Source organism: Klebsiella sp. GW_Kp181 (assembly GCF_040062315.1).
Classification (GTDB): Bacteria; Pseudomonadota; Gammaproteobacteria; order Enterobacterales; family Enterobacteriaceae; genus Klebsiella; species Klebsiella oxytoca.
Genome location: NZ_JBEAFR010000061.1, coordinates 15,897 through 32,523, shown reverse-complemented (window position 1 = coordinate 32,523; position 16,627 = coordinate 15,897). Strand labels below are relative to the sequence as shown.

The window sequence follows — 16,627 nt, the reverse complement described above, 5'->3', positions numbered from 1 at the left end:
GCCGGGTAACTGGCCAGACCTGCCGTAAGAAGATTCGCAATCAATGTTAACGTATGAGGGCGGGTCATAATAAGCAAGTGGAAAATTCAAACAGCGCATAGGGATTTATGATGTGCTGCCGTGAAGGTGCATGGAGTTATATACCATTAGCAATAGATTATTTAATCAGCGCATATAAAAGCAGGTGCTTATATTAAGCTTTAATGAATGTCGGGAGAAATGATGGTAATAAACCCTACCTGTCGCCAGGGCCGAGGGGGCAGCGATCGCACGGGGGGCGTCAACGCCCGCCGGGGCACCCGTGATAAATAACGCATTCCGGCAATCAGGGCTGCAAAGTCTAGAGACGCGAATCCTGCAGGCGCAAAAAATTAGACAAATATGGTTATATATTGCTCATTGATGAAGTAAAAATATGATTCACTGGCGGAATGTCAGAATTTAGATGCAGCTAATTTCAAGAGATGCGTATTTTATGCGGTTGAAAAATCGCCCTGACGTTCCTTAAGTATGAATAATAGCCGTCGTTTATCAATGTTTTGGTTATTTATATCAAAGAATCAGCGGTCGACTGTGGTTATGTTGGTTATTCCGCCTGGAGAAATGACCAGGTTAATCATTGACTCGTTGTGGAAGGGGACCTTACAGGATGACGACGAAATCGCTAACGCTTTCTTTGGATGAACAGCAGTCTATTCCTTTGGGTACGGTGGCGGGAACGCTGGGCCACCTCGGCATGGATATCCGTCCGCTGGCGTCTTCAGGCCTGTGCAGTTTCGACCCCGGCTTTGCTAATACCGCCGGCTGCACGTCGGCTATCTCCTGGATCGATACCGAGAACAGCGTTCTGCTGCACCGCGGCTATCCGGTCGATCAGCTGGCTCGCCAGTGTGACTTTCTTGAAGTGGCCTGGATTCTGCTGCAGGGCGATGCGCCTGATGAAGCCAGCTATCAGGTGTTCAAAAATACGATTACCCGCCATAGCCTGGTGCACGAGCAGATTGCCCGGATGTGCGGCAGCTTCCGCCGCGACTCGCATCCGATGGCCTTAATGTGCGCCCTGGTCGGCACGCTGGCGGCGTTTTATCACGATGTGCTGGACGTTGAAAACCCGGAGCACCGGGCTCTGGCCGCCACCCGCTTGCTGTCGAAAATGCCGACGCTGGCGGCGATGAGCTACAAGTTCTCTATTGAGCAGCCGGCGCAGTATCCACGCAACGATCTCTCTTATGCGGGCAATTTCCTGCATATGCTGTTTGCCATCCCGGCGGAACCGTACCAGCTGAATCCGGTGATTGAACAGGCGATGAACCAGATCCTGGTGCTGCACGCCGATCACGGCCAGTGCGCATCAACCACCACCGTTCGGGCGGCGGGCTCTTCCGGGGCGAACCTGTTTGCCTGTATCGCCGCAGGGCTCGCTTCGCTGTGGGGGCCGACCCACGGCGGGGCTAATGAAGCCAGTATGCGGATGCTGGAGGAGATTAAAACCGTTGATCAAATCCCTGCGTTCCTGAGCAAAGCGAAACGCGACCCGCAGGCGTTACGTCGTCTCGGATTCGGTAACTCTCGCTACCGTAACCTCGACCCGCGAGCCGCCATTTTGCGCGAAACCTGTCACCGGGTGCTGGAGGAACTGGGGATGTGCGATATGCCATTGCAGGTAGCGATGGCCCTCGAAGAGGTGGCGCTGACCGACCCGTACTTCGTGGAAAATGGCCTGTCGCCGAGCGTTGATTTCTATACAGCGGTGATCCTCAAAGCGATGGGGCTGCCTTCATCCATGTTTGTGGTGATCACCGCCGTTGGCAGAACGCTCGGCTGGGTGGCGCACTGGAACGAAATGCACGAAGCGCCGCTGAATATTTATCGCCCGCGGCAGATTTATACCGGTGAAAAGAGGCGGGATTACGTTTCGCGGCGCGAAGGGCGCTGAGAGGAGGCGGCAATCGGGGGGAGTGAACCCGGCTCGCGCTGCGCTAAGCCGGGCAACAAACTCACTGCGTCCCGTAGTCCGCGAACGGATGGTTAACGAAATACCACCTGCGCCCAGCGGGCCAGACCGGCGGTGACCGAGCCAAAATCATCGCCGCCGGCAACCGGAATACCCGGCAGATGGGCTGCCAGCGCTTTTTTAATCAACGGCGAGCGAGCGCTGCCGCCGGTCAGGTAAATCACATCCGGCTGCTCATTGCTGTTATCCAGCGCCAGCTGAACCTGCTCCATAATGCGGGTTAACGGCTGATCCAGCGCGGCTTCCAGCCCCTGCTGGCTGATAGCCGTGGCCAGCTCATCGCTGATAAACGGCAGATCGGTTGTCACGGTCGGCTGCGCGGAAAGGGCGATTTTACTCTCTTCCGCGCTACGCACCAGACGGTAGCTAAGACGCTGACGCCACACCTTCAGCAGCAGCGCGACCTTCTCGCTATCGCGGGCGCTGCGCAGCAAATCGTTAAGCAGACGACCATTGGCGGCGCTGTAAAAATCGGTCTGCGCCGGAACGTCGTTAATCGCCACCGCATTCCACCACGGCAGAATCGGCAGCGCGATACCTTTTTCCGTATCGCCGCCCATCCCCAGCAGCGGCATCAGGCATTTAAAGGCCAGGGCGATATCCAGGTCGTTACCGCCGACGCGGCAGCCGCTATGGCCGAGCAGGCTTTGCTGGCGATCGGCTTTTTCCCGCCACTGCGGCCCCATCAACAGCAGTGAACAGTCGGTGGTCCCGCCGCCGATATCGACGACCAGCACGCGTTTTTCTTCGCTCAGCGTCGCTTCGAAATCCAGACCGGCGGCGACCGGCTCAAACTGAAATACGACGTCGCGAAAGCCCGCGCGCTTTGCCGCTCGCTCAAGAATTCCCTGCGCCTGGGCGTTGGCGTCATCGCCGCCCAGCCCCTGGAAGTTAATCGGCCGTCCGATAACCGCCTGGTCGATGGCGTCCGGCAACTGCGTTTGCGCCTGGAGTTTGATATGCAGCATCATGGCGCAGACTAAATCTTCAAACAGCGCAACCTGCTGCGGCTTGAGCCCGCTGGCGCCGAGGAACGATTTCGGCGACTTCACGAAGTAAACTTCTTCCGGATCGTCAACGTACTGATGCAGCGAAGCGAGGCCAAACTGTACGCTGTTGCTGAGTACATCGATATCTTCCTCACGATTGAAGCTTATCGCGCGGCGCAGCAGCGCCTGGTTTTCATCACCGTTGGGCGGGACGTCATGATGGCGGTAGAGCCACTCGCTGACCGCTTCGCGGGTCGGCGCGCAAAGCATGGACGGCAGCAGTGAACTGCCGTTTTCCAGCGTCAGCAGCTGCGGTGTATTTTCGCGCATCACCGCGACCGAACAGTTAGCGGTACCGTAGTCAAAACCAATATACATAGCCTGCAAAATCCCCATGCCGGTGAAGAAGGGGGGCGACTTTAGCGGATCGACGGCACTGCGACAACTGGAATTTAAAAGCAAGGCGCGTCCGGCGCGGAGCCGCTATGATTGAAACGCTAAAAAGGAGAAATGATGACGCTGCTACCCTGGAATCCCCCCTACGACTGGCATTGGATGTTCAGCTTTCTTGGCGCTCGTGCGGTGCAGGGGATTGAAACCTTCGGCGACGATGGCTATCGCCGCAGCTTTGCCCTTAATGGCTGCGCCGGGCTGATTACGGTGATGCCGGATGAGGCCGCGCAGGGCATGCGGGTGACGCTTTCCGCCGGACTGCAGCCGGTGGCGGACGAGTGCCTGATGCGGGTGGGGAGATTGTTGGACTTATCCTGTGACCCGCAGCAGGTTGCCCTGACGCTGGGGGCGCTCGCGCGGCCGAGGCCGGGGCTGCGTTTGCCGGGCTCTCTCGACCCGTTTGAGCAAGCGGTACGCGCGGTGCTGGGTCAACTGGTCAGCGTGGCGATGGCGGCAAAGCTCACCGGGAAAGTGGTGGCCGCCTTCGGAGAACCGCTGGCCGACGCGCCGGGTTTTTACCTGTTTCCCGGCGCGCAGCGGCTGGCGCAGGCCGACCCGCTGGCGCTAAAGGCGCTGGGCATGCCCCTGCGGCGCGCGGAGGCGCTGGTACACCTGGCGCGGGCGGCCATCAGCGGCGATCTCCCGCTGGTGGCGCCGGATAATATCGACGCCGGCATGAAGCAGTTGCAGACGCTGCCCGGCATCGGCCGCTGGACGGCCAACTATTTCGCGCTGCGCGGCTGGCAGGCGCCGGATATCTTTATGCCGGATGATTATCTGATTAAACAGCGTTTCCCTGGTATGACCCCGACCCGTATTGCGCGCTATGCCAGCCGCTGGCACCCCTGGCGCTCTTACGCTTTACTCCATATATGGTATACGGAAGGCTGGTCGCCGGAGCCGGAATAGACCCGAGCGGCGCTTAGCACTGGTATCGACGCGCTGAAATCCCTATAATTGCGGCGTTTGGCGGTCAACCGCCACCCTTCCTACATTCCCAGGTTAATCAGGTCGCAAAAATTTATGACTGATACGTCTCATCAGTGCGTCATTATAGGCATCGCCGGCGCATCGGCTTCGGGCAAAAGCCTTATCGCCAGTACGCTTTATCGTGAATTACGTGAACAGGTCGGCGATGAACATATCGGCGTTATTCCGGAAGACAGCTATTACAAGGATCAAGGTCATCTGTCGATGGAAGAGCGGGTAAAAACCAACTATGACCATCCGAGCTCCATGGATCATAGTCTGCTGTTTCAGCATTTACAGATGTTAAGAAACGGCCAGCCGATAGAGCTGCCGGTGTATAGCTACGTTGAGCATACCCGTATGCCGGAAACCATTCACATTGAACCGAAGAAAGTCATCATTCTGGAAGGGATTCTGCTGCTGACCGATGCCCGCCTGCGCAACGAACTCAGTTTCTCCATATTCGTCGATACCCCGCTGGATATCTGCCTGATGCGCCGCATCAAGCGCGACGTTAACGAGCGCGGGCGGTCAATGGATTCGGTGATGGCGCAGTACCAGAAAACGGTGCGCCCGATGTTCCTGCAATTTATCGATCCTTCCAAACAGTATGCCGATATTATTGTGCCTCGCGGCGGTAAGAACCGTATCGCCATCGATATACTGAAGGCCAAAATCAGTCAGTTCTTTGAATAACACCAACGAATTGTGTAACGTGCAAAGAGAAGCCAATTTGCCCTTATCCCCGGAAGGCGTAGGGGCGCAATGCCTTAAAGGAGAACGTTCATGCGTCTGTGCGATCGAGATATAGAAGCCTGGTTGGATGAGGGCCGGCTGGCCATTAATCCGCGCCCGCCCATTGAGCGTATTAACGGCGCGACGGTCGATGTTCGGCTGGGAAATAAGTTTCGCACTTTCCGCGGCCACACGGCGGGATTTATTGACCTGAGCGGCCCCAAGGCGGAAGTCAGCGCGGCGCTGGACCGGGTGATGAGTGAAGAGATTGTTCTGCCGGATGGCGAAGCGTTCTTTTTGCATCCGGGCGAACTGGCGCTGGCGGTAACCTATGAATCAGTGACTCTGCCGCCGGATCTGGTCGGCTGGCTTGACGGGCGCTCTTCGCTGGCGCGTCTGGGCTTGATGGTGCACGTGACCGCACACCGTATCGATCCGGGCTGGTCCGGCTGTATCGTTCTTGAGTTCTATAATTCAGGTAAGCTGCCGCTGGCGCTGCGTCCAGGGATGCTTATCGGGGCGTTAAGCTTTGAGCCTTTATCCGGGCCGGCTCTACGTCCTTATAACCGCCGCGAAGACGCGAAATATCGCGATCAGCAGGGCGCGGTAGCGAGTCGAATCGACAAGGATTGATAATTTTAGCGGTTTGCTGAGGATGCCATGAGACGAATTCTGACCACGCTGATGATCTTACTGGCGGTTGTTGTCGCCGGTCTTACCGCGCTGGTATTGCTGGTCAACCCCAACGATTTTCGCGCCTATATGGTGAAAGAGGTAGCGGATCGCAGCGGCTATCAGCTCGAACTCGATGGTCCGCTGCGCTGGCACGTCTGGCCGCAGCTCAGCATTCTTTCAGGCCGCATGAAGCTGACCGCGCCGGGCGCGGAGGAGCCGGTTATCCGCGCGGATAACATGCGCCTCGACGTCGGGCTGCTGCCGCTGCTTTCTCATCAGCTGCAGGTCAAGCAGGTGATGCTGAAAGGCGCGGTGATCCAACTGACCTCAAAAACCGAAGCCGTACGTAGCCAGAGCGCGCCGGTTGTCCCGCACGACAACACGCTGCCTCAGGTGCCGGAGGATCGCGGCTGGTCGTATGATGTCGAAAAACTGCAGATTGCCGACAGCGTGCTCTTCTTCCAGCATGAAGATGGCGAACAGGTTACGGTGCGCGATATCCGTCTGCAGATGGAGCAGGATGACAGCCATCGCGCGACGGTCGATTTTTCTGGTCGGGTGAACCGCGACCAGCGGGATTTGGCGCTCTCCTTCTCCGCCCAGGTGCAGGGCGGCGACTATCCTCACTCTTTGAAGGCTGATTTTTCACAGCTCAACTGGCAGCTTCGCGGGGCAGAACTCCCGCCGGAAGGGATGAGCGGCCAGGCCAGCCTGCAGGCGAGCTGGCTGGAAGATGCCAAAAAGCTCAGCTTCGATAACCTGAACGTAACGGCAAACGGCAGCACGATTACCGGCAGCGGCAGCGTTGTGCTGGGCGATCGGCCTGACTGGACGCTTAACCTTCATGCGGGCACGCTGAATCTCGATAGCCTGCTTTCCCGTGGCGCTGCAGCCAGCAATAATGGCGTCAACCAGCAAGGTCAAAGCCAGACCCGGCAGCTCCGCCCGGTGATTGCCGATAACGATTTTCAGCGGGACTACAGCTCACTGCGCGGTTTTAACGCGCGGATGACCCTGGCGGCGGACCAACTGCAGTGGCGGGGCATGAATTTTACTCAGGTTAAAAGCGATATCAGCAACCAGCAGGGGCTGCTGACCATCAGCCAAATGCAGGGGAAGCTGGACGGCGGACAGCTTTCGCTTCCCGGCTCGCTGGACGCGCGCGGCGAGACGCCGCATGCTTCGTTTAAGCCTCAGCTCGACAACGTTGAGATAGGCACGATTCTGCAAGCTTTTGATTACTCGATTAACCTCACCGGCAAGCTTTCGCTGACCGGCGAATTTTCCGGCGACAAGATTGATGCTGATGAATTCCGCCGCAGCTGGCAGGGGCAGGCGCAAATTCAGATGAAGGATACGCGCACGGAAGGACTTAACTTTCAGCAGCTGGTGCAGCAGGCCGTCGAGCGCAGTACTAACGTTCAGGCCCAGGAAAATTACGATAACGCGACCCGACTCGACGACGTCAGTACCGAGCTGCAGCTGAATAACGGACTGGTTACCTTAAAGGGTCTGCAAGGGCAGTCTGAACTCATGGCATTGACCGGTCAGGGCGAGCTTAACCTGCTGAAAGAAGAGTGCGATATGCGCTTCAACGTTCGGGTTCTGGGCGGCTGGAAGGGTGAGAGCAAGCTCATTGACCGTCTCAAACAGACCGCGATCCCTCTACGTATTTATGGCAACTGGCAGACGCTGAGCTACAGCCTGCAGGTGGATCAGATACTGCGTAAGCAGCTGCAGGATGAAGCTAAAAAGCGGCTTAATGAATGGGTCGAACGCAATAAAGATACCCAGGATGGTAAGGATGTGAAAAAGCTGCTCGACAAGCTCTGAGTCTGGCAGCAGTCACGGGGTATTGAGGATTCGCGTCACGTTCGGGGAAGGTATCACTCTTTGTCGGGCGGGTAAGGCGCCAGCCGCCGCCCGGCATAAACTGGGGCGCCTTATTAAAGCATCATCTGCATTATGAAATTGCCGGGCTACGCTCCGGTGCGCCAGCCTGCGAAAGCTGATGGCCCTTTGTCGGCCGGGTTAAGCGTCAGCCGCCACCCGGCATTAATTTCAGGGCACTATCTGCCACCGTTTTGTTACGTTACTTTTCGCCCGGCTTTTTAAACTTCACATATGAAGGCGCTACACTTCATAGTCCAGTTCATCTTCTTCCTGCGCCGGCGGCACAATCAACACTTTTTGCACGCGATGGCTCTCTACCTGCAGCGTGCGCAGAACGTAACCGTCAATATTCACCTCTTCACCTTCCTGCGGAACATGCTGCAGATACTCCATCAGCAGACCGGCGACGGTATGGTATTCCCGCTTGTCATCCAGCGGCAGGGGCACGTACTGGACCAAATCTTCCAGCGGCATATGTCCATTAACCGTCCAGCTATCGTCACTGTTTTTGTGAATATCATGGCGAGCGTCTATCTCTTCCACTTCATTAGGCAGATTACCGGCGATGGTCTCCATCACGTCGCTGAGCGTTACTATCCCCTCTACGGAACCGAACTCATCGACCACAAAGGCAAAATGGGTTCGGGCTTTACGGAACTGCTCCAGCGCAGGAAGCAGCGGCAGCGTTTCCGGGAACACCAGCGGCTGACGGATCAGGGCCTGCAGATCGAGCGGTTCATTACGCAGCGATTGTTGCAGAAGATCGATCACGTGCACGACGCCGAGCATATCTTCGTCATCATTGCCGCCGGTTACCACCAGGCGGGTATGCTGATTTTTGTCGAGTAAGGCGCGAATCTCTTCTTCCGGAGCGCTGAGGTCAATATGTTCAATATCATGGCGCGAGGTCATTATGCTGCTGACGGTGCGCTGATTGAGATTGAGAACCCGCTCAATCATCCGCCGTTCCTGAGGATTAAACAGCGGGTTATCGTCACGGTCGGCAACCAGCGAGGCGGTATCGCTATCCAGCTCGCTATTGTCCTTGCGGCCGCTCAACAGGCTCATCACCGCTTCAGTGGTTCTCTGACGCAGCGTCAGGTTGGCCGAAAGAAAACGATGGCGGTTAAAAATCGCCAGCTGATTAAAGGACTCGATCATGACCGAGAAGCCAATCGCTGCGTACAGGTAGCCTTTCGGAATAGGGAAGCCGAAGCCTTCGGCAATCAGGCTAAAACCAATCATCAACAGGAAGCTGAGACAGAGAATGACGATGGTTGGATGACTGTTAACGAAGCGGGTCAGGGCTTTACTGGCCATCAGCATCAGGCTGATGGCAATGATCACCGCCGCCATCATCACCGCCAGATGGTCAACCATGCCGACCGCGGTAATAACCGAGTCGAGGGAGAAGATAGCGTCCAGCACCACGATTTGCGCGACAACTCCCCAGAATTTCGCGCCTTTGCGCTGAGTGGGATTATTGCTGTCCTTCCCCTCCAGCCGTTCATTAAGCTCAACGGTGGCTTTGAAAAGCAGGAATAAACCGCCAAACAGCATGATCAGATCGCGAGCGCTAAAGCTCAGATCGTGCCAGGTAATCAGCGGTTTGGTGAGCGTCACCAGCCAGGAGATTGACGCCAGCAGCAGCAGACGCATGACCATTGCCAGCAGCAGGCCGGTGACGCGCGCGCGGTCTCGCTGAGCGGGGGGAAGTTTTTCCGCGAGAATGGCGATAAAGACCAGATTATCAATACCAAGTACCAGCTCAATAACGACAAGCGTTATGAGCCCGGCCCAGATCGAGGGGTCGGCAATCCATTCCATATTTAGTTAAAACCTTTACAACCTAAGAGTGCCATGTACAGATCATGGATAAGCTATAGTTAAAATGCAATATTTTCTGCGGCGATTTGCTCGCGGTCAAAATCCGCGCGCCGATGAGTCCCGCTATTAATATAATCAGTTGTTCAGAATATAACCTTATTTAACCATAAGCTTATAGGGTTCTACTTATTTGCTCTGGTGCGAATTTTCATCAATAACAACCGCCAGCATCTGCCGGATGAAAAGCAGGTTTTATGGATGTAAGCGAAGCGGTCGCGCAGAATATCGGCGCAGAAAACCTGGATTGAGCACACGGGCAATGGAAAACTCTATCAATAGATTTGATGTATATAACAGCACTTTCCTGGAATTTAGATTTTTATACTACTTAATGTCGTGGCTTGCGGCAGATCAATTTTTGCTGGACGATATTGTGAGGGTTATATGTGATGCAGAACAAAAAAAGCCATAGTGAAGACTATTAATCGCCTGCAGCATATGCCGGGTCTATATGGGAATGGCCGCCACTGGGGTTGAAGTCAAGGATATCGCCTGTTTCCCTGAAATTTAGCCGTTTTTGTGTGCGAAATAATTTTATATTCAATATAAGCGATTATTTTGGCTAAATTTATGATTTTTTGCAGTCACTTGTTCTGTGTCAACTCTTGTTGAAAGATAACAAGGTATCAAATGGGAAATGATGGACCAGCGATGAATGTCATTACGCCGTCTTATGGTTAATAGCTGATAGATAGCTGACATAAGTCTTTGTAAGTATGAGTAATAATGTCTGTTAAAGTGCGTTTAAGAATTTTCTTAAATCGACCTATTGGTCTGTAGATTTTACGTGTATTCTTAAATTCAGCGTGTAATTTCAGAATTTGACGGACAGTATGGCAGGTATCAAGCGTGTATCATCATGGATAAATGCCAGTGATACATACAATCTGACAGGAACTAAAGATTAATAACCATACGGGTGGATATGAAAATGGTGAGTTTGAAAGCAGTTATACCGGTAGCAGGACTAGGGATGCACATGTTGCCCGCCACCAAGGCCATTCCGAAAGAGATGCTGCCGATCGTCGACAAGCCTATGGTGCAGTACATTGTTGATGAAATTGTAGCTGCTGGCATCAAGGAAATTGTGCTGGTTACCCATTCATCCAAGAATGCGGTGGAAAACCATTTCGACACCTCCTATGAACTGGAAGCGCTGCTGGAGCAGCGCGTCAAACGTCAGCTTCTGGCCGAGGTACAGGCTATTTGCCCGCCAGGCGTAACGATTATGAACGTGCGCCAGGGTCAGCAGCTGGGTTTAGGTCACTCCATTCTTTGCGCGCGCCCGCTGATTGGCGATAACCCGTTTGTGGTGGTGCTGCCGGATATCATCCTTGATGATGCCAGCGCCGATCCGCTGCGCTATAACCTTGCCGCTATGGTCGCGCGTTTCAATGAAACAGGTCGTAGCCAGGTTCTGGCAAAACGTATGGAAGGCGATCTTTCCGAGTACTCGGTCATTCAGACCAAAGACGCGCTGGAAACGGCGGGTCAGGTGGCGCGCATCGTCGAGTTCATCGAAAAACCTGATGAACCGCAAACGCTGGATTCAGACCTGATGGCAGTAGGGCGCTATGTGCTTTCTGCTGATATTTGGCCGGAGCTGGAGCGTACTGAACCCGGCGCATGGGGCCGTATTCAGTTAACCGACGCCATTGCTGAACTGGCGAAAAAGCAGTCGGTTGATGCGATGTTGATGACTGGCGAGAGCTACGACTGCGGGAAAAAAATGGGCTATATGAAGGCCTTTGTTAATTATGGTCTGCGTAACCATAAAGAAGGCGCAAAATTCCGCGAGAGCATTAAGAAGCTGTTAGCGTAATTTTGCCATTAGCAACCTAAGCGTACGAAGGTAAGCGGTTCGCATGATCTGATGATGAACTCAGGGATTCGGGACCGTTTACTCTTTTTAATACAATACGTCACGCTTTAAGGCTTGTGTAGAAAAACAAAGGGTTAGATTTTGCTTTGTTATATTGTATCGTTGAAAAGTGCGGTAAAGGTTCGGAGACTTCTGGTAGTCGAATAACATGTCGCATGGTGAAATGGTGTGACTAGCAAAATTTCATCTTTGCTGATAATTACTTACTAAGATTTTTCTTATGTAAATAGCCCTGAGTCAAGTTGTCAGACAAAAATAAAACTTGACTGAGATCATGTTTGCGCATTAAACAACGGTCATGCATGCATATAAATGTGAAGTGACTGATTGTGTATGCCCACATAAATGTCGCGGAAATGACGTTACGGACTGGAGAGATCGTCAAAGGATGAAAGGTAAATGAACTGGCAGGTTGTCACTTTTTTTGGCGATAGCACCGTACTGTTACCCAGTGCGGCCGTGTTGTTTATCGTTCTTTTTCTGCGCAAAGATTCAAAGCAGGTCGCCTGGCACTGGGCGCTGCTGTTCGGCATCACTGGCGCCATTGTCTGCGCATCAAAACTGGCATTTATGGGTTGGGGTATTGGGATTCGCGAGCTGGACTTCACCGGCTTTAGCGGGCATACCGCATTATCTTCAGCTTTCTGGCCAATTTTCTTATGGCTGCTGTGCGCGCGTGCTACACCAGCTCTTCGTATTGCTTCTGTCGTATTTGGTTATGCATTAGCCGGTTTGGTCGGCTATTCCCGCCTGGTGATCCACGCTCATTCAACGTCTGAAGTGATTGCCGGCTTACTGCTGGGAACCGCAGGCAGCGCATTGTTTCTGCTGCTGCAGTCGCGCACCCGCGGCACTCATACAGCGCAGTTATCATGGGGAGGGCTGGCAAGCGTGGTCATCATCCCGGCTCTGCTGTTGAATACCGGCGCTAAGGCGCCAACGCAATCTCTTCTGGGTGAGATCGCAGTGAAGCTTGGTCCGCTGGAGAAACCTTTTACCCGGGCCGATCTACACAAGCGCTTTTACTGACGCAGAGGCGATCGGCAAAGATCATGAATTCAGACAGGCGCGTGATGTGTTCACAATATAGTCAGTGTGAAATGATGGGGTGAAAAAGCCTTCATAAGCACTATTTCATATTCATGAAATAAATTGGTGATACGGCATTCTGCGCAATAATTAGCACAATGATAATCAGCCAGGATGTTTCCTAAATAAGTTCTCTGGCTAAATATCGAATTTATTAATGATAACAACACACTGGCATAATTCTTTTTACTATTAAATTTTGTAGTTGACTAACCATAATTAATTCGAAACTAAACCAACACTGTTTTTGTGGTAAAAAGTTAATGAAATCATAATGTTGAGATTAAGTTGCTGTCTGGTGCCGATCGCCGTTTTAGACGTTTAGTGTCAAACAATAACGTTATCGTCGTTATGGTTCATGCCGTTCGCGACGTCGCTAATAATTCGAGATTAGACTCCCAATTGAGGGCAGAATCTCGTAAACTTATGGCCGCGAAATTGATTGCTTTGATGGATTAATCGCCGATTCACCTGAATCCGGCGGTTGAAATTATATGGAAAGAAGTACAGTGCATTGGTAGCTGTTAAGCCAAGGGCGGTAGCGTACCTGCGGGCTGGCATTTTCTGCATATCACATCTCATTTCATGCGACCGAAATTCCTAAAGTGGCCTTCATCCAGGTGATTATCTTCATAACCTGTATATAATTGCGTGTTTGTCGCCACCTCAGAGAAGGTTCTGCAGGGCTGGCAAGAGGAAACTGCGGGTATGATGCGCGATGGAATGGCCTTCAATAACAATTTCGCATACATTGAGTACTGCAGATAGAGCCGTATGATGAAAACGTCTGTTGGAATGTGATCCATAACACATGCTTTCGTTTTCTCCGGTCAAAATCTGCAGACCGAACATACCAAAGGTTGGCGTCAGAGGGCGCTGCATCTATCAGTGTTCCCCTTGTCGCGCCAGCTTGCGGAAACGGGGCTTAAAATGGATCTTGTACAATGATAAAAATCGCGCGAATCGCACTCGCACTAGGGCTGCTTACTTCTGCCAGCTCACTTGCCTATGCCTCCGGGTTGGTAATGAACGACAACGAACTGCGCAACGATCTGGCGTGGCTCTCCGACCGCGGCGTTATTCATCTCAGCCTGTCGACCTGGCCGTTAAGTCAGGAAGAGATTAATCGGGCACTAAAGAAAGCAAAACCCTCTTATTCATCCGAACAGGTGGTTCTGGCGCGAATCAACCAGCGCCTCGACTCTTTGAAAGCTGATTTTCGGGTCAGCGGCTATACCTCAACGGATAAGCCCGGCACCCCGCAGGGATTTGGTCAGAATCAGCCTGCTGACAGCTCTTTATCGTTAGCCTTCAATAACAGCGGCGAGTGGTGGGATGTTCACCTGCAGGGAAACGTTGAGGGCGACGAACGCATCAGCAATGGTTCACGTTTTAATGCTAACGGCGCCTACGGGGCGGTTAAGTTCTGGAACCAGTGGCTTTCCTTTGGACAGATGCCGCAGTGGTGGGGGCCAGGTTACGAAGGCAGCCTGATTCGCGGTGATGCTGCCCGTCCGATGACCGGCTTTTTGATGCAGCGTGCTGAACAGGCTGCGCCAGAAACCTGGTGGCTGCGCTGGATCGGCCCATGGCAGTATCAGATCTCCGCCAGCCAGATGAATCAATATACCGCCGTACCGCATACCAAGATTATCGGTGGGCGTCTGACTTTTTCCCCCTTCCAGTCCCTTGAGCTTGGCGCATCGCGCATTATGCAGTGGGGAGGGGAGGGAAGACCCGAGTCGTTTAGTAATTTTTGGGATGGCCTGACGGGTAAAGATAATACCGAAGCAAACGATCCCAATGAACCAGGCAACCAGCTTGCTGGTTTTGACTTTAAGTTGAAACTGGAACCTACGCTGGGCCTGCCGATCAGCTTATACGGTCAAATGATTGGCGAAGATGAGTCCGGCTTTTTACCTTCAGCGAATATGTTCCTTGGTGGAGTCGAAGGCCACCACGGTTGGGGTAAAGATGCCATCAACTGGTATCTGGAAGCTCACGATACTCGATCGAACATGAGCCGAACCAACTATAGCTATACGCACCATATCTATAAAGATGGCTACTACCAGCAAGGTTACTCACTCGGTGATGCTATGGGAGGGGATGGCCAACTTTTTGCGGGTAAAGTTGAACTGGTGACAGAGGATAATCAGCGCTGGAGCGCGCGTTTAGCGTATGCGAAGGTTAACCCAGAAAATCAGTCAATCAACAAGGCGTTTCCTCGTTCGGATACATTAAAAGGTGTGCAGCTGGGCTGGAGTGGCGATGTGTACAAATCGGTACGACTGAACACTTCTCTCTGGTATACCGATGCGAACCATAATGATAGCGATGATGTAGGCGCAAGCGCCGGGATTGAAATTCCCTTTAATTTATAGCCTTAACACAGCTTCTGGAAATAGACTGTTGTTTGGGGATTAGAAACTTTTGGTTTACTGATGATGTGACATTATGAAGAAAAAAATTGTTAGATTTTCGGCATTGGCATTAGCAATAGGTTTTTTATCAGGCTGTACCATTTTGCCGGGACAGGGGTTAAATAGTCTGCGTAAGAACGTAGTTGAGTTACCGGATAGCGACTACGATTTGGATAAACTGGTGAATGTTTATCCATTAACTCCGGGTTTAGTGGATCAACTTCGTCCCGAAACTGTAATGGCGCGACCAAATCCGCAGTTAGATAATTTATTGAAAAGTTATGAGTACCGAATTGGTGTTGGCGACGTCTTGATGGTAACGGTCTGGGATCACCCTGAATTAACTACTCCTGCAGGCCAATATCGTAGCGCAAGTGATACTGGTAACTGGGTAAATTCTGATGGGACGATTTTCTATCCTTATATTGGAAAAGTATTAGTAGCTGGAAAAACATTGAGCCAAGTGCGACAGGATATAGCGAATAGACTTACAACATATATCGAAAGCCCACAAGTTGATGTAAGTATAGCAGCCTTCCGGTCTCAGAAAGTATATGTAACAGGTGAGGTTACAAATTCTGGGAAACAAGCAATTACAAACATTCCATTAACGGTAATGGATGCTATCAATGCTGCTGGTGGACTTGCCCCTGATGCAGATTGGCGTAACGTTGTACTTACCCATAATGGGAAAGATAAAAAAATCTCACTCTATGCATTAATGCAAAAAGGAGATTTAACTCAAAACCATTTATTATTCCCAGGCGATATTTTGTTTATCCCACGAAATGACGAACTCAAAGTATTTGTGATGGGTGAGGTAGGAAAACAAAGCACGCTTAAAATGGACCGAAGCGGAATGACACTCGCAGAAGCCATAGGGAACTCTGAAGGTATTTCACAATCAATGAGTGATGCTACTGGAATTTTTGTGATTCGCCAATTACAAGGTGATAAGAAAGGTAAAATCGCGAATATATATCAGCTAAATGCACAAGATGCTTCAGCTATGGTTTTAGGTACCGAGTTTCAATTAGAACCCTATGATATTGTTTATGTAACAACTGCACCTCTGGTTCGTTGGAACAGAGTTATATCCCAGTTGGTCCCAACGATCACTGGTGTACATGATATGACAGAAACCGTCCGCTATATTAAGACATGGCCATAAAATTATGTTCAATTCAATTCTTGTTGTTTGCACTGGGAATATTTGTCGTTCTCCGATAGGGGAACGATTATTAAGGAAGTATTTACCTTCGAAAAAAATTGATTCAGCAGGCACTGGCGCGTTAGTAGGTCATGAGGCTGATGCGAGTGCTATTGAAATAGCTAGAATGCATGATTTATCCCTTGAAGGCCATAAAGGTCAGCAATTTACATCTTCATTAGCAAGGAAATATGATCTTATCCTCGTTATGGAAAAATCGCATATTGAACAAATAGGTAAGATTGCTCCAGAGGCAAGAGGTAAGACTATGTTATTCGGTCATTGGATTGATCAGAAGGAAATACCAGACCCATACCGTAAAAGCGAAGAAGCATTCGCTTTGGTATATCAATTGATTGAACAAGCTGGGCAATTATGGGCTAAGAAACTAGTTGTATAATTATTAGG

General features: G+C 51.9%; 12 protein-coding genes. 10 read left to right on the top strand and 2 right to left on the bottom strand.

Translation table 11 applies throughout. The features are described 5' to 3' along the window. Positions 1-649: 649 nt before the first annotated feature. Entirely contained in the window at positions 650-1,936 is a 1,287-nt protein-coding gene (locus ABLV11_RS15115) for a citrate synthase (RefSeq protein WP_004113987.1), read from the top strand. Between the two features lie 92 nt (positions 1,937-2,028). Here the strand turns inward: ABLV11_RS15115 and yegD are convergent, their stop codons facing one another. Next, a complete protein-coding gene (gene yegD / locus ABLV11_RS15110) occupies positions 2,029-3,381 on the bottom strand; it encodes a molecular chaperone (RefSeq protein ID WP_024274463.1) in 1,353 nt (450 codons plus the stop codon). A gap of 135 nt (positions 3,382-3,516) precedes the next feature. On the opposite strand from yegD, the gene alkA reads away from it, so the two are divergent. From alkA to asmA, 4 genes are all read left to right on the top strand, one after another. Further along, the gene (alkA, locus tag ABLV11_RS15105; RefSeq protein WP_126489730.1) at positions 3,517-4,365 is read left to right on the top strand and encodes a DNA-3-methyladenine glycosylase 2; all 849 of its coding nucleotides are present in this window, start codon (positions 3,517-3,519) and stop codon (positions 4,363-4,365) included. A gap of 114 nt (positions 4,366-4,479) precedes the next feature. Beyond that, positions 4,480-5,121 (top strand): uridine kinase, encoded by a 642-nt coding sequence (gene udk, locus ABLV11_RS15100; RefSeq protein ID WP_004103715.1) that lies wholly within the window; start codon positions 4,480-4,482, stop codon positions 5,119-5,121. Between the two features lie 90 nt (positions 5,122-5,211). Beyond that, the gene (dcd, locus tag ABLV11_RS15095) at positions 5,212-5,793 is read left to right on the top strand and encodes a dCTP deaminase (RefSeq protein WP_004103714.1); all 582 of its coding nucleotides are present in this window, start codon (positions 5,212-5,214) and stop codon (positions 5,791-5,793) included. A 27-nt stretch (positions 5,794-5,820) separates the two neighbouring features. Beyond that, positions 5,821-7,668, top strand: coding sequence for an outer membrane assembly protein AsmA (gene asmA, locus ABLV11_RS15090; protein ID WP_126489324.1), 1,848 nt, complete (start codon positions 5,821-5,823; stop codon positions 7,666-7,668). Positions 7,669-7,968: 300 nt separating this feature from the next. Here the strand turns inward: asmA and ABLV11_RS15085 are convergent, their stop codons facing one another. Then, positions 7,969-9,555, bottom strand: coding sequence for a TerC family protein (locus ABLV11_RS15085; protein WP_004103710.1), 1,587 nt, complete (start codon positions 9,553-9,555; stop codon positions 7,969-7,971). A gap of 985 nt (positions 9,556-10,540) precedes the next feature. Between ABLV11_RS15085 and galF the strand changes: the two genes are divergently transcribed. The 5 genes from galF to ABLV11_RS15060 all read left to right on the top strand — a co-directional run bounded on the left by galF (position 10,541) and on the right by ABLV11_RS15060 (position 16,619). After that, on the top strand, positions 10,541-11,437 hold the full coding sequence (gene galF / locus ABLV11_RS15080) for a UTP--glucose-1-phosphate uridylyltransferase GalF (protein ID WP_049592957.1): 897 nt from the start codon (positions 10,541-10,543) through the stop codon (positions 11,435-11,437). Positions 11,438-11,896: 459 nt separating this feature from the next. After that, positions 11,897-12,526 (top strand): phosphatase PAP2 family protein, encoded by a 630-nt coding sequence (locus ABLV11_RS15075; protein ID WP_004113982.1) that lies wholly within the window; start codon positions 11,897-11,899, stop codon positions 12,524-12,526. Between the two features lie 1,004 nt (positions 12,527-13,530). After that, positions 13,531-14,970, top strand: a complete 1,440-nt coding sequence (locus ABLV11_RS15070) for a capsule assembly Wzi family protein (RefSeq protein WP_126489323.1) — start codon at positions 13,531-13,533, stop codon at positions 14,968-14,970. A gap of 73 nt (positions 14,971-15,043) precedes the next feature. Beyond that, positions 15,044-16,180, top strand: a complete 1,137-nt coding sequence (locus ABLV11_RS15065; protein ID WP_049087579.1) for a polysaccharide export protein — start codon at positions 15,044-15,046, stop codon at positions 16,178-16,180. Between the two features lie 4 nt (positions 16,181-16,184). Next, the gene (locus ABLV11_RS15060) at positions 16,185-16,619 is read left to right on the top strand and encodes a protein-tyrosine-phosphatase (protein ID WP_004200407.1); all 435 of its coding nucleotides are present in this window, start codon (positions 16,185-16,187) and stop codon (positions 16,617-16,619) included. The last annotated feature ends 8 nt before the right edge of the window (positions 16,620-16,627 follow it).

What these genes read in the sequence shown, in the direction of transcription:
- ABLV11_RS15115 (WP_004113987.1), top strand. Translation starts at nt 650, where the DNA reads ATGACGACGAAATCGCTAACGCTTTCTTTGGATGAACAGCAGTCTATT.
- yegD (WP_024274463.1), bottom strand. Translation starts at nt 3,381, where the DNA reads ATGTATATTGGTTTTGACTACGGTACCGCTAACTGTTCGGTCGCGGTG.
- alkA (WP_126489730.1), top strand. Translation starts at nt 3,517, where the DNA reads ATGACGCTGCTACCCTGGAATCCCCCCTACGACTGGCATTGGATGTTC.
- udk (WP_004103715.1), top strand. Translation starts at nt 4,480, where the DNA reads ATGACTGATACGTCTCATCAGTGCGTCATTATAGGCATCGCCGGCGCA.
- dcd (WP_004103714.1), top strand. Translation starts at nt 5,212, where the DNA reads ATGCGTCTGTGCGATCGAGATATAGAAGCCTGGTTGGATGAGGGCCGG.
- asmA (WP_126489324.1), top strand. Translation starts at nt 5,821, where the DNA reads ATGAGACGAATTCTGACCACGCTGATGATCTTACTGGCGGTTGTTGTC.
- ABLV11_RS15085 (WP_004103710.1), bottom strand. Translation starts at nt 9,555, where the DNA reads ATGGAATGGATTGCCGACCCCTCGATCTGGGCCGGGCTCATAACGCTT.
- galF (WP_049592957.1), top strand. Translation starts at nt 10,541, where the DNA reads ATGAAAATGGTGAGTTTGAAAGCAGTTATACCGGTAGCAGGACTAGGG.
- ABLV11_RS15075 (WP_004113982.1), top strand. Translation starts at nt 11,897, where the DNA reads ATGAACTGGCAGGTTGTCACTTTTTTTGGCGATAGCACCGTACTGTTA.
- ABLV11_RS15070 (WP_126489323.1), top strand. Translation starts at nt 13,531, where the DNA reads ATGATAAAAATCGCGCGAATCGCACTCGCACTAGGGCTGCTTACTTCT.
- ABLV11_RS15065 (WP_049087579.1), top strand. Translation starts at nt 15,044, where the DNA reads ATGAAGAAAAAAATTGTTAGATTTTCGGCATTGGCATTAGCAATAGGT.
- ABLV11_RS15060 (WP_004200407.1), top strand. Translation starts at nt 16,185, where the DNA reads ATGTTCAATTCAATTCTTGTTGTTTGCACTGGGAATATTTGTCGTTCT.